The organism is Candidatus Enterococcus avicola, assembly GCF_047470845.1.
GTDB lineage: Bacteria > Bacillota > Bacilli > Lactobacillales > Enterococcaceae > Enterococcus_D > Enterococcus_D casseliflavus.
Genome location: NZ_JBLGTY010000012.1, coordinates 79,178 through 104,205, shown reverse-complemented (window position 1 = coordinate 104,205; position 25,028 = coordinate 79,178). Strand labels below are relative to the sequence as shown.

Below are 25,028 nucleotides of genomic sequence, written 5' to 3'. Positions count from 1 at the left end.
TTCCGGCATAGCTCAGTTGGTAGTAGCGCATGACTGTTAATCATGATGTCGTAGGTTCGAGTCCTACTGCCGGAGTTCTCTAATAAGAGAAAACAAGCAAGAGTAATGAGCTTCTTTTAGGCTGGAGAGTTGTCCGAGTGGCCGAAGGAGCATGATTGGAAATCATGTAGATGGCTATCGCTGTCTCAAGGGTTCGAATCCCTTACTCTCCGTTTTAAACTTAGGTCCGTTGGTCAAGTGGTTAAGACACCGCCCTTTCACGGCGGTAACACGGGTTCGAATCCCGTACGGATCATTACAATTTAATGAACAACCTTCGGGGGTTTAGCTCAGCTGGGAGAGCATCTGCCTTACAAGCAGAGGGTCAGCGGTTCGATCCCGTTAACCCCCATTACGGTTTGGTAGTTCAGTTGGTTAGAATGCCTGCCTGTCACGCAGGAGGTCGCGGGTTCGAGTCCCGTCCAGACCGTTTCATTATTTTTGTAAAACTTATATTTTCTTATATGGCTCGGTAGCTCAGTTGGTAGAGCAATGGATTGAAGCTCCATGTGTCGGCAGTTCGATTCTGTCCCGCGCCACCATGGAGGAGTAGCGAAGTGGCTAAACGCGACGGACTGTAAATCCGTTCCTTAGGGTTCAGTGGTTCGAATCCACTCTCCTCCATTCATAGGGGCATAGTTTAAAGGTAGAACAGCGGTCTCCAAAACCGTTAGTGTGGGTTCAATTCCTGCTGCCCCTGCCATTATATATTTCAACAGTTTCTTATCACGGCGGGTGTGGCGAAGTGGTTAACGCACCGGATTGTGGCTCCGGCATTCGTGGGTTCGATTCCCATCACTCGCCCTTTCATTTTTGGGGTATAGCCAAGCGGTAAGGCAACGGACTTTGACTCCGTCATGCGTTGGTTCGAATCCAGCTACCCCAGTACAATCTTCACTTGATTGTAGATTGCAACAATAGTATAATGGCGGTATAGCCAAGTGGTAAGGCAGAGGTCTGCAAAACCTTCATCACCGGTTCAAATCCGGTTACCGCCTTAGTACTAAATACTAACCTTTCAACATGCCGGCGTGGCGGAATTGGCAGACGCGCTGGACTCAAAATCCAGTGCCCGTTGAGGGCGTGCCGGTTCGACCCCGGCCGCCGGTATCATTGATGTATCAGTCTTTTATAAGATTGATACATTTTTTTGTTTATAAAAGTCTACAAATACGATTTTGAAGGACCACTCATATAGCAAAGATTTTTTTGTTTTGTTACTATTGAAAGCCTTTCCTTAATCTTGTATAGTTTTTACATGAATAGCTGCAAGGAACAGGAAAGAGAGGGGGGATCAAATTGAAATGGTATGAGAATAGAATCAAATCAGCGATAGATGGGAAAAATCCAATGGTGATCAAAAAATTGTCTGGCAGTTTTGCTGTTTATGGTGATGTCCAATTTCTTCCTGGATATTGTGTATTATTACCTAAAAGAGAGGTGGCTTCTTTAAATGATCTAGATTTAAATGAGCGACAGGTTTTCTTAACTGATATGACTCTTTTAGGAGATGCTATAATACAGGCTTGTTCTCCATTGAGAATCAATTATGAACTATTGGGAAATACCGATAACTTTCTTCATGCACATTTGTTTCCCCGTTATGAATGGGAAACCGACGAAGCGAAAAAAATGCCTGTTTGGTTGTATGACAAATCCCATTGGACTAATCCAGAGTATCACTATTCAGAAAAAAGAGATGGAGAGCGAAGACAAATGATAAGCTCTTATTTGGAAAATGCCTATCGCTAGTCTAAAGAATCCCCCTGAATCTAGTAACGTCTATAAAAGAACCTCCATGAAGCGATCGCTTCATGGAGGTTCTTTTTCCTTAGATCAATCAACATACTTAAGAACTGCGACTTCTTTTGGTTTCAGAACTACCAACTGTCTGGTTTCTTTGGTTAGAAGGTCTGCTCCAGGGGCTTTCAGCTTCACTTTGGTTGTCTGCTCGGTATGGTTTAAGAGAAAGACGAGTGTATAGCCAGCACCTTTGCGACAGGTAACGGAGACCTCAGTAGGAGCAGCCAAGAAGTGCTGGGCATGAGTCGCTAATTTATGATTTTCCAGAATGGTCGCTAAAAATGTAGTTAGCCCTTCAAGAGACAATTCTGTTCCCACGTAATACGCATACCCATCGTCGATCTGATTCATAGTAATGGCTGGCTTATCGGACAAATAACCGGATTGGAAGGTTGCCAAAGATTCAGCACCATTTAGATGAATGACTTCCTCCCATAGAGAATTGTCGTACCGACGACCTTGGAAGTCAATTTGGTGATGGGTAGCTACTTTCATTGGGTAAAACTCTTCTACAATGATCCCTAAGGTGTCCCTAAACAGTCCTGGATAGCCCCCAAAATAGACTTGGTCATATTCATTGACGATCCCACTAAAGAAATTCGTCAAGAAGATGCCGCCTTGTCGCACGTAATCATTGATTTTCTTACCGAAGGCTTCTGGTGCTGAATAGAGATTTGGGGCGATCACTAAAGGATAGCCGTCTAGAGATTCGGAAGGATGGACAAAGTCTACGCTCAGATTTAACGCCCTTAGCGCGCCATACAGGCTGCGTAACTGATGAATGTACTTTAAGGTGCTTGGTTTGGCATCCAATTCCAGCGCCCACCAATTTTCCCAGTCAAAGACAACCGCGACATCAGCCAAGAAGCGCGTCCCAACAATTTCCGACAGTTGCGAAAATTCGTTGCCTAATTGCGCACATTCACGAAAGATACGGCTTGAATGAGGATCTCCGTGAGGCACCATCGCACTATGAAATTTTTCCGCACCGCCACGAGACTGCCGCCATTGGAAGAACATGATGCCATCAGCGCCATGAGCGAGCGCTTCATAACTCCAAAGACGCAGCTGGTTGGGTGTCTTGGCACCATTGATTTGCCGCCAATTAACGGCGCTGGTGGCTTGTTCCATGATCAAAAAAGGTTTTTTCTTTAAACTACGAGTTAGATCGTTAGCAAGAAATTGCGGGTAAGGGATCTTTTCAAAGGGATTCGGGTACGAATTCCAGCTGACTACATCCATTTCGGGTGCCCATTTAAACCCATCCACGTATTTGTGCAAGCCCATCAGATTGGTCATGTAAGGGATACCTTGTGAATATTTTGCGATCGCCGCCTTTTCGAGTTGATAGAGCTCCAGATTCATGTCGGAAAGAAAACGCCGATAGTCTAACTGCTGCGCAGGATTTTTGAAGGTCGACATCGCTTCAGGTAGAAAAATTTCCTCCCAGCTGCCATAGGATTGACTCCAAAACTTAGTTGACCACGCATCATTCAATCCAGCGATGGTCTGATATTTCTCTGCTAACCATGTCTGAAATCTTTTCCGACAATGATCGCAATAACACTCGTGGATGTGACAGGTATATTCATTATTGATATGCCACATGACTAGCCCTGGATGATTGGCATAACGGTTTGCGACTGCTTCTGACAAATCGGTGGCATATTGACGATAGATAGGGGAAGTCGGACAGTAGTGCTGGCGCGCCCCATGAACCAGTCGATTGCCATGAATGGTCACAGGCAGCATCTCAGGATGTTTTTGAACAAGCCAAGCGGGAGGCGAAGCCGTTCCGTTGGCTAGGTCGATCATGATATTGTTTTCATATAAAAGATCCATCAACCAGTCCAGAAAATCAAAATCATAGGTGGATTCATCTGGCTGCAGATTGACCCAGCCAAAAATATTGATACTTACATAGTTCACACCTGCTTCTTTCATTAAGCGCATATCTTCAAGAATGACTTCTTTAGACCATTGTTCAGGATTGTAGTCGGCACCATAGTAAAGTTGACGTTGCGTTTTCATCAAATCGCTCCTTTATAGACGTTTCTTTAGCATCAAGATACTTGAATCATAGCAAATATTTATCAGTTTGATAGCGGTATCATTTGAAAATCATGAAATGATCCAAAAAAACAAAAATAATTCAATCTGGTTTCGCAGCTAGGACTATCGTCCATCAGTTCTTTTGCCTTGCTGTTTTTTTAACAAAAATATACAATTGAAAAAGGCGGTAAATTAAAGTATCTAGAATTTACATTCTTAGAAAGTTGTTTTTTTATCGGAGGTTTCTTTTTGCTGAAATGCATGTTTATAACTATAGGATCTAAAAAAACTTTGAATCACGAGTAGAAAAAACACGATGAGTCAGAGAAATGAATAATTATGTGATGAGGAATCATAAAAAATGAATGACATAAGTTATTCAACAAAATTGCCAAGAAGGAGAGACAAGTTCATGAACCAGCCAATACAGATTTTTTCTGAGATTGCCCCTTTAAAACGGGTGCTGCTGCATCGTCCAGGCGCAGAATTAGAAAACTTGATGCCGGATTATCTTGATCGATTGTTGTTTGATGATATTCCTTTTTTAACCCAAGCGCAAAAAGAACATGATTTTTTTGCGGATACGTTAAGAAGCAAAGGGGTGGAAGTCCTTTATTTGGAGGATCTAGCTGCTGAAACATTGACAACAACTGGTGCCAAAGAGGCCTTTTTAGAAGACTATTTAAATGAAACAACGATCCTTGATGAAGAGATTCGCAACGAAGTGCGCAACTTTTTCCTGTCGATTAAAGACAATCGCGCCTTTATCGATCATACGATGGCGGGCTTGAAAAAAAGTGAGGTAGAAATTTCAAAAGCCAGTAACTTAACGGCAATCGTTGAAACAGAATATCCTTTCTTGATCGATCCAATGCCAAACCTATATTTCACGCGAGATCCGTTTGCGACGATTGGTCACAGTGTTTCCTTGAATCGAATGTATTCTGCAACGAGAAGACGGGAAACCCTCTACGGAAAACAAATTTTTACGCACCATCCGATGTTTGCCCGCAATGAGACGAACTTTTTGTATCATCGGGACGAAACGACGCGGATGGAAGGCGGCGATCAGCTGATTTTATCTGATAAAATCGTGGCGATCGGGATTTCTCAACGAACAGAAGTTGCCTCAATTGAAAAAATTGCCGAAACGATTTTTGCCACAGAACCGAGTTTCGAACATATCTTGGCATTTAATATCGGCGAAGAACGAAAATTTATGCATTTAGATACGGTCTTCACGATGGTGGATCATGATAAGTTCACGATCCATCCAGAAATCGAGGGAGAACTTTCGCTGTATTCAATCACTAAACACAAGGACGGTGTGCGAGTATATGAGGAAAAAGATACGTTGGAAAACATTCTTTGTCGTTATTTAGATTTGCCTGAAGTCCACTTGATCCGCTGTGGTGGCGACGATTTGGCAGCGGCAGCTAGAGAGCAATGGAATGATGGCTCCAATACCTTGGCGATTGCACCTGGAGAAGTCGTGGTCTATGACCGCAACACCATTACTAATGGGCTGTTAAAAGAGGCAGGAGTCATTTTGAATGAAATCTCGGGCAGCGAATTGGTTCGCGGACGTGGGGGTCCTCGCTGTATGAGTATGCCGTTTATTCGTGAGTAGGACAATTCTTTGTTATTTTAAATACTTGTCCTTTCTTTAGGAGTATTTAAGTTAAGAAAAAGACGAGAAAAATCTAAAAGAAAGATTTGAAACATCATTTTGTTTCTAATCTTTCTTTTTTGTCATCATTTAACCCCCAATAAAATGAAAAGGATTTCTTTTTGTGAAAATGTGTAATTTTTGTGACTTTTATATGTAAAGACTATAAAAAAACGTTAGGAACCTTGTTCTATCGCAAAATTTATGTTACGGTTATATTAGAAAACGGAAATAGGTGAAGGTATTTGCCACTTATTGATTTTTGACACCCTACGATCAGCGAATGCCATATGCTTGATTTGTAGTGGTTTTTTTTGCGGAAAAAAAGTGAAAGCAGGTGAGAAAATGACAGTAGATGCCATTCGATTATTGCAAGAAGCAGAGCAATTTGCGGAAAATAAAAATAAAGAAGCAGAAGCAGAAAAAAAACAATTGGCACAAGCAAGAGAAGAACGGTTGAAGGCGTTTAAAAAAGAGTTGGCAGAAAAAGAAGCCCAACAAAAAGAAGCAATCAACCAAAAAATCGCAGCTGAGTTGGTACAGTCTAAGGAACCACTCTTGGCTAAGACCCAAGCAGAAGTGGAAACACTGCGAACGATCCCTAATGAATTGAAAGAAGAAGCATTAGCAATAATAATAAATAAGGTTGTGACATAAATGGCAATTGCAAAAATGCAAAAGTTCAGTCTGTTGACCTTTTACGATCAGAAAGAAGCTGTTTTAGAGCAGCTGCAAGACTTTCAAGGCGTAGAACTGCTTTCTTCGGAAAAATATTATGATTCTGAAGAAACGACGGGTGTTTTGACACCGGTTCGCGAGGAACAGTCTGAAGAAGAAATGGAGAACCAGTTTGGTCAAGTCAACTGGAGCTTAAATTTTTTAGAAGAATATGTACCCAAAAAAGGAATGCTGGCACAACTGCGGCAACCAATCAAAAAATATACCCTTCAAGAATTGGCTGAAACAGCCCACACCTATCCTTGGCAAGAATTATGCCAAACCCTTCGTAAACAAGACAAACGTCTTCGCTTGATTGATCAAGAAAAACGCGATGTATTAGCACAAGAAGCAGAACTGTCGATCTGGAAGTATTTCAAAGAACGACCAGCTGTTTTAAAAGAATTAAAAAAATCAGGTGGCTTGTTAGGATCGATTCCTACTTCTGAAATGGCTGACTTTACGACCAACAGTGAAAAGCTGCCGCTTGTCTATGTCGAAACCATTTATCAATCACAAACGACAACTTACTTATTGGTACTTTTCCATAAAGATGTAAAAGAAAAAGTAACTACTCTTCTAAAGAAAGCAGCCTTCGAGCAATACATCTACCCTTATGAGGGGATTCCAGAAGAAGATCTGCAAACGATGAAAGAAAAATCCCAACGTCTAATTGATGAAGAAAAAGAAATCAAAGCTTCTCTTGGTGCGATGACAAAAGAGCAAGAAACCTTGCGGATCGTTGCCGAGTATTTAGATGGAGCGATCACCCGCTTAAAAAGCAGTAAAATGCTTTTGCGTTCGACTCATGCGGTATCGATTTCTGGCTGGGTTCCTGTTGATGGGGCGGCCGAATTAGAAAAACGTATCAAAAAAGGGACCACGGATAACTATTACCTCGAATACCAAGAAGTGACGGAAAAAGAGCTGGCTGATGTGCCGATTTTATTAGAAAACGCACGTTGGATCAAACCTTTTGAAGGACTTGTTCGGATGTACAGCTTGCCGCAATATGACGAGTTAGATCCGACACCATTTATGGCGCCTTTTTACATGGTGGCATTCGGGATGATGGTTGCCGATTTTGGCTATGGGTTGCTCTTGTTTCTGGCGACATTCCTGGGGAAAAAGCTGTTCCACCTCAGCAAAGGGCTGGAACAAAATTTGACCCTCTTTCAGTTGTGCTCGATCCCTACGATTATTTGGGGCTTGATCTATGGCAACTTCTTTGGATTTGAATTCTCATTCCAACTGTTGTCTGCCCAGGATGATGTCAATCAGATCTTAGTCTTATCCGTGATCTTTGGGTACATTCAGATCATGTTTGGCTTGGCGCTGAAATTCTATATTTTATGGAAGAAAAAAGACCAGAAACTGGCTGCGATGTTCCAAGCCGGTTCGTGGATCGTCTTTTTGATCAGTGTCGTTTTTGTCGCCGCAGGAATGCTGCTTTTCCCTGACACCCCGTTACAAACGATTGGGATCGTAATGATTGCTGCCAGTCTTTTAGCAGTGGCAATCGGAGGCAGTTTAGAAGGAAAAACGTTGGCAGGAAAAATCGGTTCTGGATTGTACGGATTGATGGATGTGACCAATTATGTTGGTGACTTGATCAGTTACACCCGTCTGATGGCGTTAGGGGTTGCCGGCGGAAGTATCGCCTCAGCCTTCAACTTGATCATTAGCTACTTGCCGCCAGCAGCCCGGTTCACCGTCGGTATCTTATTATTTGTGGCGCTACATGGCCTGAATATTTTCTTAAGTTACCTTAGTGCGTATGTTCATGGTATCCGCTTGCAGTATTTAGAGTATTTCGGAAAATTCTTTACGGGGGGCGGACGTGCCTTTGACCCGTTCAAATCAAATGAAAATTATGTAGAGATCATCTCAGAAGAAAAGTTACAGGAGGATAATAATGGAAAATTGGATTAGTTTCTTTTACGAAAATGGTGGAATTGTTTTTGCAGCTTTAGGTGTAGCGACCGCAACGATTTGTGGTGGTATCGGATCAACGATTGGTGTGGGGATGACCAGTGAAGCAGCATCAGGCTTGATCTCAGAGCAGCCAGAGAAATTCGGGCAAGCGTTGATTTTGGAATTGCTTTCTAGTACCCAGGGGCTATACGGCTTTGTAATCTCCTTTATGATTTTTGGTCAGATCAGTGGTTCGATCTCATTCGATCGCGGATTGTATTTGTTTATCGCTTCATTACCGATCGCGTTAACAGCAATTATCGCCGGTAAATGGCAAGGACGTGCCGCAAGTGCTGCGATGCAGATTTTAGCAAAAAAACCAGAACATGTGACCAAAGGAATTATCTTGGTAGCGATGATGGAAACGTATTGTATTTTAGGGTTCGTGATTTCCTTCTTGCTTGTCTTGAATTAAGAGGAGGGAAAAGTGAATGTCTGATATTACACGTTTAACTGACAAAATAACCGCTGATGCGGAAAAGAAATACCAGCTTCAAATCAAAGAAGCACAAAAAGAAAGTGAAAACCAAGAAAATTTAAAACGAGCACAGTTAGAAAAAGAGCTTAATGAACGGTTAGCTTTTTATGAAAAAGAAAAACGTGCTGCGATGTATTTGGAAATCTCAGATGTGCATATCCAATCAAGAAACAAGGTCTTGGCAGCAAAGCAGTCCGTCTTAGATGAGCTGTTTTCTGAGGCTCTGACCCGTTTGAACACGATGGATCAGGCAGCATTTTATACGTTTATCGCGAAAGGCTTGGCGAATGCACGGTTAACTGGTGAGGTCGAGTTGCTTTTAGGCGAGAAGTCCCGTCATTTCGTTGATGAGGAATTCCTTACTAAGTTGCAAGCATCGGTCCCAGAGGTTCAGTTGAAACTGGTAAATAAAACGATCCCTCGCAAGGGTGGCTTTTTGTTGCGACAAGAAGCAATTGAGTTGAATTTTACCTTTGATGCGCTACTAGAAGCCAACAAAGAAGAGTTAAGCAATACGTTACTGCAATTGATTTTTGAACAGTAAGCAGGTGCAAACAGATGAATGACATCAAATATAATACGTTGAATACGAGAATTCGGACGTATGAATCGCAATTATTCGATCGTAGTCGCTATGAGCGAATGCTCTCAGCTGCCAGCGCAGAGGAAATCTATGGGATGCTGCAAGAAACGGTTTATGGTGACTTCATCAATGAAGATGATCGTGTACACGATTTTGAACAAGTCCTGATGGCTGAGTTGAAACGGGTATACGAAACGATGTATCAGTTGACACCAGAAAAAGCGATCGTTGATTTCTTTGCTTTGAAATATGACTATCAAAATCTGAAAGTTTTAGTAAAAGCGGCATATATGCAAGAAGATTTTTCGGCGTATCTCGTCCCAATCGGCACCCAGCCACTTTCCGTCCTTAAAGATCTGGTCAAGACCAGAAAAAGTACTCAGGTCGCGCAAGAGATGGTTGCCTGTGTGGAAGAAGTCTTTTCTTATATTGAGAACTATCATGAAGTCCAGTCCATCGATATCATCTTTGACAACCATTATTGGGAGCAATTATGGACGATCGGTAAAGAATACCAAGACGAGTTGCTGCAAAGCTTGATTCGCCGCCAAATCGATATCTTCAATATTTCAACAACGTTGCGCAGTTACGCGATGAAACGCAAGCGCGGCTTTATCAGCGCAGTTTTAGCCGACCATGGGAATTTACCTGCAAGTGAGTTGTTAGCAGAAATCACGACTTCTCTTGAGGCGTTTGTGGGATACTTGCAAGGAACCCCTTATAAAGAGCTGATCAATCATAGTTATGAAGAATTGGTAGAAAAGAAGACCTTGAATACCTTTGATATACGCAAAGACAATTTTCTAATGGCGAAGCTCAAAGAACAAAAAATCGTGCCTTTTGGGCCGTCAGCATTGGCAGGGTATCTGTATGCCAAGGAAATTGAAAGCAAGAATTTGCGTATTCTCTTGATTGGTAAAATCAATAAGGTGCCAGAAGAGATTTTAAGAAGTCGGGTGCGTGATAGTTATGCATAAAAAGATAGCAATGATGGGTGGTAAGAACTCGATCTTGCCTTTCAAAGGGCTGGGGATCGATATCTTTCCAGTCAGCGATTTGGATGAAGCCGCCCAACAATTAGAAGAGATGGCTGAAGCGTATGGTGTGATCTTTTTGACCGAGCGGTTGATCGAACAATTAGAACCGATCGTTCGTCGTTACGAAGAAGTACCGACACCAGCGATCATTCCGATTCCAAGTAGTACGGGTAGTTTAGGGATCGGCATGGCACGCATTCAGCAAAATGTGGAAAAAGCGGTAGGAATGAATATATTAGATTCATAACAGACAAGTCAGCCAGCTAGGAGGAATAAATGTGGCATTTGGCACAATTGAAAAAGTATCGGGACCACTGGTCACCGCCTCAGGATTAAGTGGCGCAAAAATCCACGAAATCTGCAAAGTCAGTGACAAGGGCCTTATCGGTGAGATCATTGAGATCAAAAAAGGGCTGGTTTCGATCCAAGTATACGAAGAAACAGCGGGGATCGGACCAGGCGAGCCCGTAGAAACGACAGGCGCACCATTGTCTGTCGAACTAGCACCAGGTTTGTTGACTCAGATGTTTGATGGGATCCAACGACCATTAGATACATTTATGTCGCAAACAGAGAGTGATTTTTTGGAGCGGGGGGTCACCATCGATCCACTGAATCGCCAAAAGAAATGGACCTTCGTCCCACAAGTACAAGTCGGCGATACTGTACAAGCCGGTGATATTTTAGGTTCAGTACAAGAAACTTCGGTGATCGAGCATAAGATCATGGTGCCACCAAACTATGAAGGAACCGTCAAAGAAATCATGGTGGGAAATTTTGCGATTACTGAAGTGATCTGTGTTTTAGAAACCATCGATGGTGAAAAATCCTTGACGATGGTTCAGAAATGGCCAGTGCGTCAACCGCGGCCAGTTACTGCTAAATTAAATCCAGGCGAACCGCTAGTCACTGGGCAGCGAGTCATCGACACCTATTTTCCAGTGGCAAAAGGCGGCTCAGCTGCTGTTCCTGGACCTTTTGGTGCTGGAAAAACAGTCGTTCAGCATCAGATCGCTAAATGGTCAGATGTGGATATCGTGGTCTATGTCGGTTGCGGTGAACGGGGCAACGAAATGCGGGATGTCATGAACGAATTTCCTGAGTTGATCGATCCGAATACCGGCAAGTCGATCATGGAACGAACGGTATTGATCGCCAATACGTCGAATATGCCAGTTGCTGCTCGGGAAGCCTCGATCTATACAGGAATCACGATCGCGGAATATTACCGTGACATGGGCTATAGTGTTGCCATCATGGCAGATTCAACTTCTCGTTGGGCAGAAGCGCTGCGGGAAATGAGTGGGCGCTTGCAAGAGATCCCAGGAGATGAAGGCTATCCGGCTTACCTTGGAAGTCGAATTGCGGAATACTATGAGCGAGCAGGGCGTTTCCATTCATTAGGCACGCAACCTCGGGAAGGAAGCATTACCGCAATTGGTGCGGTTTCACCTGCTGGAGGAGACATCTCAGAACCGGTCACTCAAAATACCTTACGAATCGTGAAAGTCTTTTGGGCATTGGATAGTATGTTGGCGCAAAAGCGGCATTTTCCATCCATCAACTGGATGAATTCCTATTCCCTTTATGAGGATCAAATCAATTCTTATTTGGATCAATTATTAGGTGATCGCTGGTCGGAGCTAGTCAATGAATCAATGGCGATTCTCCAAGAGGAAAGCCGATTAGAAGAAATCGTTCAGCTGGTAGGGATGGACTCTCTTTCCCAGAAAGACCGCTTGACGATGATGACTGCTCGTTCTTTAAGACAAGACTACCTGCAGCAAAACGCTTTCGATGACGTTGATACGTACACTTCCCGCAACAAGCAGTTCAAAATGCTGGAAAACATTCTCTACTTTAATGAACAAGCACAGCGTGCATTGCAGCTAGGTGCTTACTTAGATGAGATCACCAAAGGAACGGTTGATCTGCGTGAGCGCATCGCCCGCAGCAAATACATTCCTGAAGAAGAATTGACTCGCTTGGATACGATCAAGCATGACATCAAAGAAATGTTACAACGAATCATTGAAACTGGAGGTGTTCATTGATGTTAAAAGAATATCGTACAGTTTCCGAAATTGCTGGCCCCTTAATGGTGGTCGAAAATGTTCGAGGCGTGAAATTCGACGAACTCGTTGAGGTCCGCATGGACACAGGCGAGATCCGTCAAGGACAAGTACTGGAAGTCAGTGATGACAATGCTGTTGTCCAAGTCTTTGAAGGTACCAGTAATTTGAGTGCAGAAGAAAGCAAAGCAAGGTTTCTAGGGACTGGTTTGACGCTAGGAGTTTCTCTAGATATGATGGGTCGGGTGTTTGACGGTTTAGGAAAACCAAAAGATAATGGCCCGAGAATCTTGCCAGAAAAACGCATCGATGTAAACGGTGAAGCCATCAATCCGATGGCGCGGGACTTCCCAGATGAATTTATCCAAACGGGGATCTCAACGATCGATCATTTAAATACATTAGTTCGTGGACAAAAACTACCAATTTTTTCTGCGTCTGGTTTGCCTCATAAAGAGATCGCTGCTCAAATCGCACGACAAGCAACAGTACCTAGCCAAGAAGGCAATTTCGCGATCGTCTTCGCAGCAATTGGGATCCCTTTTGAAGAAGCTGAATTTTTCGTGGATGAATTCCGCAAAACCGGTGCGTTAGATCGTTCTGTTTTGTTTATGAACCTTGCCAATGATCCAGCAATCGAACGGATCGCTACACCTAAGATGGCATTGACCGCAGCAGAGTATTTGGCTTTTGAAAAAGGCATGCACGTTTTAGTGATCATGACCGATATGACGAATTACTGTGAAGCGTTGCGAGAAATCTCCGCTGCCCGCCGAGAAGTTCCAGGACGTCGCGGCTATCCAGGGTATCTATACACCAATTTAGCGACGCTGTATGAACGGGCAGGACGTTTGATGGGCAAAGAAGGATCGGTCACACAAATACCGATCTTAACGATGCCAGATGGCGATAAAACCCACCCGATTCCTGATTTGACCGGCTATATCACGGAAGGACAAATTATTTTGTCGCGGGACCTTTACAAGCGTAATATCAACCCGCCAGTGGATATTTTACCAAGTCTTTCACGGTTGAAGGACAAAGGAACGGGAGAAGGTAAGACCCGTGCCGATCATGCGGCAACGATGAATCAAATCTATGCCGCCTATTCCGATGGGAAAGCTGCCAAAGAGCTATCGATCGTTTTAGGCGAGTCTGCCTTATCTGATCTTGATAAAAAGTACGCGCGCTTTGCTGATCTTTTTGAAAAAGAGTACGTCAATCAAGGATTTGAAACCAATCGGACGATTGAAGAAACGTTAGATTTAGGCTGGAAGCTATTAGCTACCTTGCCAAAACAAGAGTTGAGCCGTATCAAAGAAGAATTTATCGACGCCTATTACCCAACGGACGAGGATGTGAGTTCTTAATGGCGATCTTAAATGTCAATCCGACACGGATGGAACTAAGTCGTTTGAAAAAGCGGCTGACGACGGCAACCCGTGGTCACAAATTATTGAAAGACAAGCAAGATGAGCTAGTACGTCAGTTCATTCAGCTAGTAAAGAAAAACCAGGAACTTCGTAAAAAGATGGAGACCGCATTGCAAGCAGGAATGGAAGAGTATGTGCTGGCTTCTAGTAGTATTCCCGATGTCGTTTTGCAAGAAGCCTTTATGATCCCTTTGAATAAAGTGACCTTAGATGTGCAAAGCCGAACCATCATGAATATGGATGTGCCAGTGTTGAACCCTGTTTACGAAGAAGAAAGCTCGGATGATGATTTTTCCTACGGTTTTGTGAGTACCACCAGTGAGCTGGATCTCTCGTTGTCCCATCTGGATCAAATGCTGCCAGTGATGCTGCAGTTGGCCGAGATCGAGAAAACCTGTCAACTGATGGCCAATGAGATCGAACGGACGAGACGAAGAGTCAATGCGTTAGAGTATATGACGATTCCCAAGCTGACAGAAACCATTCAATACATCGAAAGCAATCTGGCAGAAGACGAACGAGCAACATTGACTCGCTTGATGAAGGTAACGGATATCATTGCAGAAAACGAAGCGAAGTAAGGCTTTTGCAAGCAGTGTGATTATAGCCAAAAGGCACGTAGAAAGGAGGATTCTTTCTACGTGCCTTTTTTGCTTATTAAGAGCGTAAGAGCAGTTGGTCATCTTTCAACTCAGCACCACTATTTTGATGGAACATTTCCATCAATTCAGGGACCGTCAAATGCTGCTTTTGCTCACCGGCAATGTCTACGACGATCTTGCCTTGATGAAGCATGATCAGGCGATTGCCGTAACGAATGGCATCTTCCATGTCATGAGTGACCATGAAAGCCGTCAACTGTTGGGACCGAATCAACTGATCGGTCAATGCCATGACCGTCAATGAGGTCTTAGGATCAAGCGCTGCGGTATGTTCATCTAATAAAATCAATTTAGGCTGCTGCAACGTTGCCATCAAGAGGGTGATGGCTTGCCGCTGTCCGCCTGATAGTAAACCGATCTCAGCAGAAAGGCGATTTTCTAAGCCTAAGTTTAGGCTGGCTAACTTCTCTTGGAAAAACGCGCGGTTTTTCGCTTTGACGCCTGTCGCAAATCCGCGGACTTGGCCGCGTTTGTAAGCCAATGCTAAATTTTCTTCAACGGTCAAACGAACCGCGGTCCCCATACGTGGATCTTGAAAGACCCGACTAATATCTTTTGACCGTTTGGTCACGGATAAACGGGTAATGTCTTTCCCATCTAAGGTGATTTTTCCTTGTTCTGTTGGGATCGTTCCTGCGATACTGTTTAAGAGGGTCGATTTTCCAGCACCATTCCCACCGATGATCGTAATAAAATCACCGGCATTCATCGTCAGGTCAATGCCTCGCAAGACATGGTTTTCATTGATCGTTCCTTTTTCAAAGGTTTGGTGTAGATTCTCGATTGTTAAGACTGAAGTCATTAGGATTGGCCTCCTTTGGTTTTTGGCAGCATCTTTTTGAGTCCTAGTTTTGAACGAAGCTGCGGTAAGGAGAGGCAGATGACTAAGACGATTGCAGATGCCAATTTGATATCGTTGGCCTCGACATTGAATTCAAATACGACGGCCAAGATAAAGCGATAAACGATTGCCCCGATCACGATGGTGATCAATCGCAAAAGCAAAGATTTATTGGCAAATAAAACTTCTGCAATAATGATCGATGCTAAACCGATCACGATCGTACCGATCCCTGAGTTCAAATCAGCGAAGCCATTGTTTTGGGCCAAGAGGGCACCAGAGAGGGCGATACAGCCGTTAGAGATCATATAGCCGATAATCTTCATGTTATCAGTGTTGATGCCGTTGGCCTCGCTCATAGCTAAATTGTCGCCCGTCGCTCGCAATGCTAAGCCGATCTCTGTACGGAAAAAGAGGAACAAGCACAAAATGACGATTGCCGCGAAGAGAAAGCCTGCAAGAATCACGGCATTGTTTTTGGTCAGTCCCATGGCTTGAAATTGGGTGAAGACCGTGTCTTGCCCCAGCAAGGCGATGTTGGGAGCACCCATCACACGATTTGTGATGGAATACAGTCCAGTCATCGTGATGATCCCCGCCAATAAGGCAGGGATTTTTAGTTTTGTGTGCAGCAGACCAGATACTAAGCCGGCTACCATGCCGCCGCCAAAGCCCATCAGACTCGCTAAAATAGGCGAGAGACCATTCGTAATACTGATTGCTGCGATCCCAGCGCCTAAGGGGAAACTCCCTTCTGCAGTTAAATCAGCGATATCTAAAATACGAAAGGTTAAAAATACACCAATCGCCAGCAATGCCCAAAGGATCCCTTGAGAGGTGGCAGATTGTAGTAAGAGCAAGAATGTGTCGACTAAATTCATATGATTTCCTCAAATCTAAGTTAGTATGGTTATTCTGGTGCAGTGATGCTGGCTGGATCAATCCCTAAAGCAGCAGCCATCTCTTCATTGACGACTAACTCTAAATTATCCGCTGTTTCAACGGGCGTCGTTGCTGGCTCTGCATCGCCATCCAAAATTTTCGCTGCTAGTTTCCCTGTTTGAATGCCAAGGGATTTATAATCAATACCGTAAGTTGCTAGGGCACCATCATCGACTTGTTCTACGGAACCAGCGACGATCGGCGTTTTGGTTTCTTTGGCCACTTCGCCGACGATTGCAGCAGCAGAGGCAAAGGTATTATCTGTTGGAACATAAATGCCGTCAACATCTTTTGCAAGGCTGGTGGTTACTTGTTGCACATCATTGGTTGTATTGGCGGTCAATACTTTTACATCAACGCCCGCAGCTTTTAAGGCTTCTTCTGCCAAGTCAGCTTGGATTTTTGAGTTGGCTTCACCTGCGTTATACATAATGCCGATCGTTTTGGCATCAGGCACGATGCTTAACAGCAAGTTGATCTGTTGCTCAATCGGCACCATGTCTGAAGTACCGGTGATGTTGCGACCAGGTTCTTCATTTGAATCGGCCAATTTCGCTCCAACTAAATCAGTGACTGCGGTAACTACGATTGGGGTATCGGTGGTTTCATTTGCTAAAGATACAGCAGCAGGGGTGGCAATGCCTAATAAAAGATCTGGTGAGGCATTCACTAGGCGTTCGCTCATACTTTTTAAATTGTCTTGACTGTTTTGCGCATTTTGGTATTCAATCGTTAGGTTTTCACCTTCTGTGTAGCCCGCTTCTGCTAAGCCTTCTTTGAACCCTTCATAGGCTGCATTCAAGGAGCCATGTTCGACCAATTGTAAGACACCGACTGTTTTTGTTCCGTCGTTTTCTTCCGAAGTGTTGCTTGATTCTCCGCAAGCTGCCAATGCCAGTAGGGAAGCTGTCAGTAACCCAGTCGTGATCCATTTTTTCATTTTCATTGTAATTCCTCCTATGATCGTCTCTTTTTTTATGGGGGTTTACCTGAACAAAAAAATCCATTCAGACAATCGTCTAAATGGATTCGATCCTATACCAAGCGTAAACGTATATTGGCAACCATTTAGAAGATTTTCTACATGGCTGCAAGTTCAAGTTAAAATGCTTTAGCCATCATAGATACAAACAAAACTCGTTTTTGGTTTGCATCCATAATGTGATATGAATACAAACTATCTAAAGTAGCTAAAGTAAAAGGTATTCAGTTGTGGGGATACGTTCGTGTTTAACATAAAAAGTTCCTCCAAACTTGAATTGATTTTAGTATAGACAAAAAAAAGCGGACTGTCAAATGTTTTTCCTGAATTATCTGAAAATTTTTGAATAACATGCAGAAAATGTTTGGAAAACAAGTTTTGTTTCAATCATTTTCAAAGAAAGAAAAAAACTTTGTTCCTTCAAGCTTTTTAGCTAAAAAAGAAGCAAAGTTTTTTTCAGGGTCATTCGTTTTCTTCATTATAATAACGAATGGTATTTTTGATTTCACGAATACTATAAAGCAGATCATCTTCGAAGGATTGATCTTGATCGATATCGATCGTCTCATTGAACATCGCTTCGTATTCAGCGATCGTTAGCTTTTGACGGTCATCGAGCAACGCTTGGTGTGCCGCTTGCGCCAACTGTTTTTCATAGCCGGGTACCAACAAGCCGCTGAAAAATTCAGCAACCGCTCCTGATCCGTAGCTAAATAATCCGATTCGATCATTTGCTTGCAGGCTAGAGGAATTTTCCAATAAAGAGATCAAGCCCAGATACAGTGAACCAGTATACAAGTTACCGGTACGACGGCTGTAAACGATCGATTCTTCATAGCGAGCCATCAGGCGTTTTTGTTCTGTTTCATCTTCTTCGGCAAAAACAGCCAACAAGGCTTTTTTACCCATCTTTGTATAAGGGATATGGAAGCTCAAAGCCGCATAATCTTTTGCTGTCCGCTGATTTTTTTCGCAATGGGCTTGCCAAACTTGTTTGAAAGAATCGATATAAACGGCATTTGACAAATGACCATCTACCATTGGATATTGATGTCCTACTGGACGCCAAAAATCATAAATATCTTGCGTCAACATCAAATTATCATTTTCAAGCTGCAAAATTGCTGGATCCGCCGAGATCAACATTGCAACAGCGCCCACACCTTGAGTCGGCTCGCCACCAGAAGCTAAGCCATAACGGGCGATATCTGAAGCCACGACCAAAACTTTGCTTTGTGGATTGGCTTGTACATGGGCTTTGGCAAATTGTAAGCCCGCCGTTGCGCCGTAACACGCCTCTTTGATTTCAAAGGACCGTGCAAATGGCTGGATACCTAATAGGCGATGCAAAACCACTGCCGAAGCTTTTGATTCATCGATACCAGATTCTGTTCCGACGATCACCATATCAATTGCTTGTAAATCTTCTTTCGTAAGGATATCTTTTGCCGCGTGCATGGCAAAGGTGACGATATCTTGTGTTTTTTTATTGACCGCCATTTGATCTTGACCGATCCCGATCGTAAATTTATTCGGGTCTACCTCTCGGGCGTGAGCTAGATCAACCATATCTATAAAATAGGGGGGGACAAAAAAATTTATTTTATCAATACCAACGTTCATTCCGTCGCTCCTTTATGTTCTACATACTTAGTAGGCTACACGTTCTAAGGTATCATATTTTTTGAAAAAAATGAAAAAGAATTGATTAGAATTTAAACTTTATTAAAGAAAGTAGAAAAGGGTGCGACAACCGAATGTGGGGTATTCTTTTTTGGAGGATTTAATGATATATTTCAAGAGGAGGTGACGTACGTGGAAGAAGTTGTCATTATCGACGCACTAAGAACGCCAATTGGCAAATACCATGGGTCATTAAAAGAATATACAGCGGTAGAATTAGGAACAGTCGCTGCAAAAGCCTTGTTGGCAAGAAACCAACAAGCAAAAGAACATATCGCACAAGTGATTATCGGAAATGTGCTACAAGCAGGCAGTGGTCAAAATCCAGGACGCCAAGTTTCCTTGCAAAGTGGGCTTTCCTCAGATATTCCAGCCTCAACGATCAACGAAGTGTGTGGTTCGGGAATGAAAGCGATTCTAATGGGGATGGAGCAAATTCAATTGAACAAGGCATCCGTCGTATTGACTGGTGGGATTGAAAGTATGACGAATGCGCCGCTCTTTAGTTATTATAACAAGGCGGAAGATCAGTATTCAGCTCCGGTGTCAACAATGATGCATGACGGATTGACAGATGCATTCAGCAGCAAGCCAATGGGACTGACGGCTGAGACGGTAGCAGAAAGATACGGGATCACTCGCAAAGAGCAAGATGAGTTTGCCTACCACTCACAAATGAAAGCTGCCAAAGCGCAAGCAGCAAAGAAATTTGATCAAGAGATCGTGCCGTTGACTGAAAAATCAGGAGCCGTTTTACAGGACGAAGGTATTCGCGCCGCTACGACAGTCGAAAAATTAGCTGAATTAAAAACAGTTTTCAAAAAAGACGGTACGGTGACTGCTGGGAACGCCTCAACCATCAATGATGGGGCGGCCATGGTCTTGATCGCGTCAAAAAGCTATTGTGAAGAGCATCAGATTCCTTATCTGGCAGTGATCAAAGAGATCGTCGAAGTCGGTTTCGCCCCAGAGATCATGGGAATCTCACCAATCAAAGCAATCGATACGTTACTGAAAAAGCAAGCACTGACGATTGAAGATATCGGTATTTTTGAGATCAATGAAGCCTTTGCAGCTTCTTCGATCGTAGTAGAACGTGAACTTGGTTTGGATCCGAAGAAAGTCAACCGTTACGGCGGGGGCATTTCGCTGGGACATGCCATTGGAGCGACTGGCGCGCGGATCGCAACGACCGTCGCTTATCAGCTAAAAGACACCCAAGAGCGCTATGGAATCGCCTCTTTGTGTGTCGGTGGCGGATTAGGGCTAGCGATGCTGTTAGAAAATCCTTCGGCGACAGCAAGTCAAACGAATTTTGATGAAGAGTCGGCATCAGAAAAAACAGAAAAAAAAAAGTTTTACGCCCTCGCGCCTAATGAACGATTAGCCTTTCTTGAAGCACAAGGAGCGATCACAGCAGCAGAATCCTTGGTTTTTCAAGAAATGACGCTAAACAAGGAAACTGCTAATCACTTGATCGAAAACCAAATCAGTGAAGTAGAGATCCCGTTAGGCGTAGGGCTGAACCTGCAAGTGAATGGCAAAGCATACAATGTCCCGTTAGCCACAGAAGAACCCTCGGTGATCGCTGCGATGAGCAATGGAGCAAAAATGGCTGGTCCCATTACGACGACCAGTCAAGAACGTTTGCTTCGGGGCCAGATCGTCTTTATGGATGTTCAGGATCCGGAAGCGATTTTGGCAAAAGTTGAATCCGAGCAAGCAACGATCTTTGCAGTGGCGAATGAGACGTATCCTTCCATCGTGAAACGCGGCGGTGGATTGCGAAGAGTGATCGGTCGGAACTTCTCGCCAGCAGAATCTGACTTAGCAACCGCTTATGTGTCGATCGATTTAATGGTTGATGTCAAAGATGCGATGGGCGCCAATATCATCAATTCAATTTTAGAAGGAGTGGCAGAGCTTTTTCGCAAATGGTTCCCAGAAGAAGAAATTCTCTTTAGTATTTTAAGCAATCTCGCTACGGAATCGTTAGTAACAGCCACTTGCTCGGTGCCTTTTGACAAATTGAGCAAGACCGGAAATGGCAGACAAGTTGCCGAAAAAATTGTTCATGCAGCTGATTTTGCCAAGATCGATCCATATCGTGCCGCTACCCATAACAAAGGGATCATGAATGGGGTTGAAGCGCTGATTTTGGCTACCGGAAACGACACTCGCGCCGTTTCTGCCGCTTGTCATGGCTATGCTGCCCGTAATGGCCGCATACAAGGGTTGACTTCCTGGACCATCATAGAAGACCGTTTGATTGGTAGTATCACACTGCCGTTGGCGATCGCCACAGTCGGGGGTGCCACAAAAATATTGCCAAAAGCCCAAGCTGCGTTGGCATTGACTGGTGTTGAAACGGCGAGTGAGTTAGCTTCGCTGGCGGCAAGTGTCGGGTTGGTTCAAAATCTGGCCGCGTTGCGGGCATTGGTTTCAGAAGGTATCCAGCAAGGCCATATGAGCATGCAAGCCCGTTCATTAGCTATTTCAGTTGGAGCAAAAGGAACCGAGATTGAACAGCTGGCAGCTAAGCTGCGAGCTGCGACTCAAATGAACCAAGAGCAAGCCCGTAAATTTTTAACCGAAATACGCAATTAAAAAAGGTTCTCTAGTTTTTAAAACTTTTTATCCTAAACAATAAATGGAAAGGACGAATCCCCTTACTAAAGGGAGTTCGTCCTTTTTTTTTGGAGATAATAATGCAATAGATAAAAAATCTCGCTGTACTTTTGCTGATAGAGGACTTTTTTATTTGTCGGTTCCAAGCAGCGATTTATCAAAAATAGTTTTACTAGGACAAAAAGAAAAAACAACTATGACAAAAAACGCTTTCAATTATACATCTTTTTACGAAGAATCAAAGCTATAATGATTTCATCAGGAGGGAATCAAATGAATGAACGGATCCGAAGAATTCTCACACGATTGGTAAAAAAACCCGAGACAAAGATGGCAGAGTTAACCACATCACTTTCTTTAACAAGAAGACAAATTAATTATTCCATTAAGCAATTTAATGAGGAGTTACTTGAAAACGGTTTGCCTCAAATCAGGCGTAACCATATGGGAGATTTTATTATTCCTTTAGAAGTGTTACGAATGATTTCTCTTGAACAAAATAAAGAAGATTCTTCTGCCATGGCTACAATTTTCTCTGAATATGAGCGGATTGCCATCATGTTAAGTTATTTATGTACTAATACCGGTTACATTGGCATGGATCATTTTACACAGCTCTTATCGGTAAGTCGCAATACGATTCAAGAAGATTTGAAGAAAGCGAAGCAGTTTGTTAGCAAATACGCCCTGTCCATTCACTATGATCGTCAAAGCGGTTATCAACTGCAAGGATTGGAAAGGAGAATCTTACAACTGCTCTCTGATTTAATTAAGCAGCATTCATTATTTCGTCTTGATGATATTAAAGGAAAATTGGCACCGACTATTCCTGAAGAAGAGGTTGTTCATTTGATACACAACATGGAGCAATTGCTTCATTTAAGGTACTCAGATGAATCTATTGATTATCTGCAATCAGCTGTAAGAATGACCTTGCAACGTGCAACTTCACCGATTGCTTCAAAAGATGAAATGGTACAAATAGAGATTCGAAAAACTCCAGAATATAAAGTTCTGACTATTTTGCTTCAAGATACACCTTGGTCCAGCATGTCTCCTAACTATCTTTCTTGGCTAGCTCTGCTATTTTTGACATCTAATATTTTTGAACGTAAGACGACTCAAGTATTTGATTCAGATAGTGAATTAAGATGTTTGATCAGTGAAATGGTTACAAGTTTTCAAAACCAAACACTAATTATGATTGAAGATAGAGAGGCATTTGAACGTCGGATTTTGGGCCATCTGCGTCCAGCGTGTTTTCGTATAAAATACAATTTGAGCTTGGGCATGTACTCCCTTGATAGCTTAGTTCAAGATAGCAACCATGCAATTTTGAAGGATCTTATGAAGGAGCTGATTGTTCCCACAGAAAACTGGTTAGGCCGAGCGTTTCCAAATGATGAGTTGGCACTTCTATCTTATTACTTTGGTTTTCAATTAATGAGTCCTCGTCAAATAGCAGCGCAATTACCAAGGGCAGTAGTTGTCTGTGCAAATGGGGTTATGGTTTCAAAACTGATGAGAGAAAATTTAAAAAAACTATTTCCCGAGTTGCATTTTTTAGCTTCATTTTCAGTAAGAGATTTTTATAAATTTGGAACGGATTATGACTTGGTTTTTACAACTACTGCATTAAACAGTGAATTACCGCAATTTATTATTGATCCTATCATGACTTATAAGCAGCAGATCAGTCTGCGATACCGTGTGTTAAAAGAGTTAGGATTAAATGAAGTAGACCGCTCAGTTGATGAGTTGTTTTCGGTGATTCGCACATATGCTCAAGTAAATGATACGAAGCAACTAAGGGAAGAGTTAGAGTACTTTTTATTGAAGCAAAAGCAAGATTCACCTTTAGAAAATTTTAAAGCGTTACCATCATTGACTGATTATTTGAAACCCGATTTTATAAGAAGAACGTCAGAGAAGCTAACTTGGCAACAAGCAGTGAAATTTGCTTGCCATCCTTTGTTAGAAAATCAGATGATTACAGAGCTGTTTATTCAAGATTGTTTGGATCAAATCGAAGAACAAGGATACGCTGGGTATTTAGGGAGTCAAACGTGTATCCCGCATACAGCACCACAAAATGGCGTGTTAAAAGACGGGATAAGTCTATTGATTGCTGCTGAGCCAATCGCTTTTCCAAACGGTAAAAAAATCCATTTTATTTATCCATTATCGTTTTATGATTTGACGAAACATTTGAAAGCTGTGAATCAGTTAGCAGATATTAGTAATGATTCTACGTTTTTAAATCGTTTGAAGGAAAGCTCAGATACGAAAACAGCTTATCAGCTAATTAGACAAGTGACTTAGGAGGAAAACGATGAAAGTAGAAGATTACCCACGCTTTACAATTATTATGAGGGGTTACACATATGAACAAGCTTATGCAGTTTTAACGGCAATGAGTGGGCTTGAGAAAGAGTTTGCAGTTGAAATCACATTAAACACTTTAGGGGCTCTAGAACATATCAACAAGTTAAGCAAATTATTTGGTGAAACTATTCTCATTGGGGCAGGAACAGTAAGAACGTTACCTGACGCCCAAAAAGCCGTCGCAGCTGGGGCTCGTTTTTTATTAGGTCCCCATCGTTTTACGAAGCAAATAATGGATTTTGCAAGGAAAGAGCAAGTGCTCTCAGTACCAGCGGCAATGAGCCCTTCTGAGATCAATGAGATGTTTACAGATGGAGCGGATATCGTTAAAGTTTTCCCCGCTGCAGTTGTGACACCACGCTTTTTCACAGATGTGCAAGCTCCATTGGGCAAGCTACCTTTGATGGGTGTTGGTGGAATTTCGATTTCTAACGCCAAGGAATATTTTGACCATGGAGCGAGTTATCTTGGTTTAGGTTCCAATCTTTTTCAATCGCAAGACTTGCAAGCTGCTGACCCAGCAAAACTAGCGCTATCACTACAGAAATTAGCGACAGAGATTTAAGGAGGAAAACAAATGGAATTGCAACTGAACGAAGAACTAGTATTTCGAAATATAAAAGCAGGCAGTGATAAAGAAGTCCTTGCTTTTTTAGCGAATGAACTATACCAACGAGGCTATGTCAAAGAAGATTATATCGAAGCAATACAGTTACGCGAGTCCGAATATCCAACCGGTTTACCTTCGACACAGCCCGGCGTAGCAATTCCTCATGCAAATTTTGATTTGGTCAATCAAACAACTTTGGCGATTGCAACCTTAGAAACAGCTGTAGGGTTTCGCAATATGGAAGATAATCAAGTCATTTTACCTACTAAAATCGTTATCATGATGGCCATCGGTGAACCGCACGGCCAAGTGGAGATGTTACAAAAGATTGTCAGTATTATTCAAGATGAGCCACTTCGTGAACAAATGACGGCGGCGAATTCGGATCTAAAATTGCTAACATTATTAAAAAAGGCGATAGCCTAAAAAATAGGAGGA

The 25,028-nt window shown here is 42.8% G+C and carries 20 protein-coding genes and 12 tRNA genes; 27 read left to right on the top strand and 5 right to left on the bottom strand.

The window, feature by feature from the left end; genetic code table 11:
* Position 1: 1 nt before the first annotated feature.
* The 13 genes from ACI3E5_RS11380 (at position 2) to ACI3E5_RS11320 (ending at position 1,791) form a co-directional block, all read left to right on the top strand.
* Positions 2–75, top strand: a tRNA-Asn gene (locus tag ACI3E5_RS11380).
* A 48-nt stretch (positions 76–123) separates the two neighbouring features.
* Positions 124–212 (top strand) — tRNA-Ser (locus ACI3E5_RS11375).
* An 11-nt stretch (positions 213–223) separates the two neighbouring features.
* Positions 224–295 (top strand) — tRNA-Glu (locus ACI3E5_RS11370).
* Positions 296–318: 23 nt separating this feature from the next.
* A tRNA-Val gene (locus ACI3E5_RS11365) sits at positions 319–391 on the top strand.
* 4 nt (positions 392–395) lie between these two features.
* A tRNA-Asp gene (locus tag ACI3E5_RS11360) sits at positions 396–469 on the top strand.
* Positions 470–505: 36 nt separating this feature from the next.
* A tRNA-Phe gene (locus ACI3E5_RS11355) sits at positions 506–581 on the top strand.
* A 1-nt stretch (position 582) separates the two neighbouring features.
* Positions 583–663, top strand: a tRNA-Tyr gene (locus ACI3E5_RS11350).
* Between the two features lie 5 nt (positions 664–668).
* Positions 669–742: transfer RNA gene (locus ACI3E5_RS11345), tRNA-Trp, on the top strand.
* 28 nt (positions 743–770) lie between these two features.
* Positions 771–843 (top strand) — tRNA-His (locus ACI3E5_RS11340).
* A gap of 10 nt (positions 844–853) precedes the next feature.
* Positions 854–925 (top strand) — tRNA-Gln (locus ACI3E5_RS11335).
* Between the two features lie 41 nt (positions 926–966).
* Positions 967–1,037 (top strand) — tRNA-Cys (locus tag ACI3E5_RS11330).
* Between the two features lie 27 nt (positions 1,038–1,064).
* Positions 1,065–1,149 (top strand) — tRNA-Leu (locus ACI3E5_RS11325).
* A gap of 189 nt (positions 1,150–1,338) precedes the next feature.
* Positions 1,339–1,791 carry an HIT family protein gene (locus ACI3E5_RS11320; protein ID WP_498855870.1) on the top strand — a complete coding sequence of 151 codons (453 nt, stop codon included), beginning with the start codon at positions 1,339–1,341 and terminating at the stop codon, positions 1,789–1,791.
* Between the two features lie 84 nt (positions 1,792–1,875).
* On the opposite strand, the gene ACI3E5_RS11315 is transcribed toward ACI3E5_RS11320, so the two are convergent.
* A complete protein-coding gene (locus ACI3E5_RS11315; protein WP_498821712.1) occupies positions 1,876–3,873 on the bottom strand; it encodes a beta-galactosidase in 1,998 nt (665 codons plus the stop codon).
* 433 nt (positions 3,874–4,306) lie between these two features.
* On the opposite strand from ACI3E5_RS11315, the gene arcA reads away from it, so the two are divergent.
* From arcA to ACI3E5_RS11265, 10 genes are all read left to right on the top strand, one after another.
* A complete protein-coding gene (arcA, locus tag ACI3E5_RS11310; RefSeq protein ID WP_010749205.1) occupies positions 4,307–5,524 on the top strand; it encodes an arginine deiminase in 1,218 nt (405 codons plus the stop codon).
* Between the two features lie 384 nt (positions 5,525–5,908).
* Positions 5,909–6,220 carry a hypothetical protein gene (locus ACI3E5_RS11305; protein WP_015510092.1) on the top strand — a complete coding sequence of 104 codons (312 nt, stop codon included), beginning with the start codon at positions 5,909–5,911 and terminating at the stop codon, positions 6,218–6,220.
* Positions 6,221–8,212, top strand: a complete 1,992-nt coding sequence (locus tag ACI3E5_RS11300) for a V-type ATP synthase subunit I (RefSeq protein ID WP_015510091.1) — start codon at positions 6,221–6,223, stop codon at positions 8,210–8,212.
* A complete protein-coding gene (locus ACI3E5_RS11295) occupies positions 8,196–8,669 on the top strand; it encodes a V-type ATP synthase subunit K (RefSeq protein WP_005229236.1) in 474 nt (157 codons plus the stop codon). The genes ACI3E5_RS11300 and ACI3E5_RS11295 overlap by 17 nt, the downstream gene beginning before the upstream one ends.
* A gap of 16 nt (positions 8,670–8,685) precedes the next feature.
* Positions 8,686–9,276, top strand: coding sequence for a V-type ATP synthase subunit E (locus ACI3E5_RS11290; protein WP_005229237.1), 591 nt, complete (start codon positions 8,686–8,688; stop codon positions 9,274–9,276).
* A gap of 14 nt (positions 9,277–9,290) precedes the next feature.
* Positions 9,291–10,292, top strand: a complete 1,002-nt coding sequence (locus ACI3E5_RS11285) for a V-type ATP synthase subunit C (RefSeq protein WP_005229238.1) — start codon at positions 9,291–9,293, stop codon at positions 10,290–10,292.
* Positions 10,285–10,599, top strand: coding sequence for a V-type ATP synthase subunit F (locus tag ACI3E5_RS11280; RefSeq protein WP_005229240.1), 315 nt, complete (start codon positions 10,285–10,287; stop codon positions 10,597–10,599). The genes ACI3E5_RS11285 and ACI3E5_RS11280 overlap by 8 nt, the downstream gene beginning before the upstream one ends.
* A gap of 31 nt (positions 10,600–10,630) precedes the next feature.
* Positions 10,631–12,406 (top strand): V-type ATP synthase subunit A, encoded by a 1,776-nt coding sequence (locus ACI3E5_RS11275; protein WP_010749209.1) that lies wholly within the window; start codon positions 10,631–10,633, stop codon positions 12,404–12,406.
* On the top strand, positions 12,406–13,794 hold the full coding sequence (locus ACI3E5_RS11270; RefSeq protein ID WP_005237151.1) for a V-type ATP synthase subunit B: 1,389 nt from the start codon (positions 12,406–12,408) through the stop codon (positions 13,792–13,794). Before ACI3E5_RS11275 ends, ACI3E5_RS11270 begins: the two co-directional genes overlap by 1 nt.
* Positions 13,794–14,438, top strand: coding sequence for a V-type ATP synthase subunit D (locus ACI3E5_RS11265; RefSeq protein ID WP_005229243.1), 645 nt, complete (start codon positions 13,794–13,796; stop codon positions 14,436–14,438). The genes ACI3E5_RS11270 and ACI3E5_RS11265 overlap by 1 nt, the downstream gene beginning before the upstream one ends.
* Positions 14,439–14,514: 76 nt before the next feature.
* Here ACI3E5_RS11265 and ACI3E5_RS11260 read toward each other — a convergent pair whose 3' ends face one another.
* The 4 genes from ACI3E5_RS11260 to ACI3E5_RS11245 form a co-directional block, all read right to left on the bottom strand.
* A complete protein-coding gene (locus ACI3E5_RS11260; protein ID WP_005237149.1) occupies positions 14,515–15,321 on the bottom strand; it encodes an ABC transporter ATP-binding protein in 807 nt (268 codons plus the stop codon).
* A complete protein-coding gene (locus ACI3E5_RS11255) occupies positions 15,321–16,241 on the bottom strand; it encodes an ABC transporter permease (RefSeq protein WP_005229245.1) in 921 nt (306 codons plus the stop codon). The genes ACI3E5_RS11260 and ACI3E5_RS11255 overlap by 1 nt, the downstream gene beginning before the upstream one ends.
* A gap of 29 nt (positions 16,242–16,270) precedes the next feature.
* Positions 16,271–17,248 (bottom strand): ABC transporter substrate-binding protein, encoded by a 978-nt coding sequence (locus ACI3E5_RS11250; RefSeq protein ID WP_010749214.1) that lies wholly within the window; start codon positions 17,246–17,248, stop codon positions 16,271–16,273.
* A gap of 498 nt (positions 17,249–17,746) precedes the next feature.
* Complete coding sequence (locus ACI3E5_RS11245; protein WP_005229247.1) at positions 17,747–18,907, bottom strand: hydroxymethylglutaryl-CoA synthase; 1,161 nt, start codon at positions 18,905–18,907, stop codon at positions 17,747–17,749.
* A 192-nt stretch (positions 18,908–19,099) separates the two neighbouring features.
* Between ACI3E5_RS11245 and ACI3E5_RS11240 the strand changes: the two genes are divergently transcribed.
* The 4 genes from ACI3E5_RS11240 to ACI3E5_RS11225 all read left to right on the top strand — a co-directional run bounded on the left by ACI3E5_RS11240 (position 19,100) and on the right by ACI3E5_RS11225 (position 25,016).
* On the top strand, positions 19,100–21,574 hold the full coding sequence (locus ACI3E5_RS11240) for a hydroxymethylglutaryl-CoA reductase, degradative (RefSeq protein WP_325845600.1): 2,475 nt from the start codon (positions 19,100–19,102) through the stop codon (positions 21,572–21,574).
* 294 nt (positions 21,575–21,868) lie between these two features.
* On the top strand, positions 21,869–23,917 hold the full coding sequence (locus ACI3E5_RS11235; RefSeq protein WP_325845601.1) for a BglG family transcription antiterminator: 2,049 nt from the start codon (positions 21,869–21,871) through the stop codon (positions 23,915–23,917).
* A gap of 10 nt (positions 23,918–23,927) precedes the next feature.
* Positions 23,928–24,545: a bifunctional 4-hydroxy-2-oxoglutarate aldolase/2-dehydro-3-deoxy-phosphogluconate aldolase gene (locus ACI3E5_RS11230; RefSeq protein ID WP_060792350.1), complete on the top strand. Its 618-nt coding sequence runs from the start codon at positions 23,928–23,930 to the stop codon at positions 24,543–24,545.
* 12 nt (positions 24,546–24,557) lie between these two features.
* Positions 24,558–25,016 (top strand): PTS sugar transporter subunit IIA, encoded by a 459-nt coding sequence (locus ACI3E5_RS11225; protein ID WP_005229265.1) that lies wholly within the window; start codon positions 24,558–24,560, stop codon positions 25,014–25,016.
* Positions 25,017–25,028: the final 12 nt, after the last annotated feature.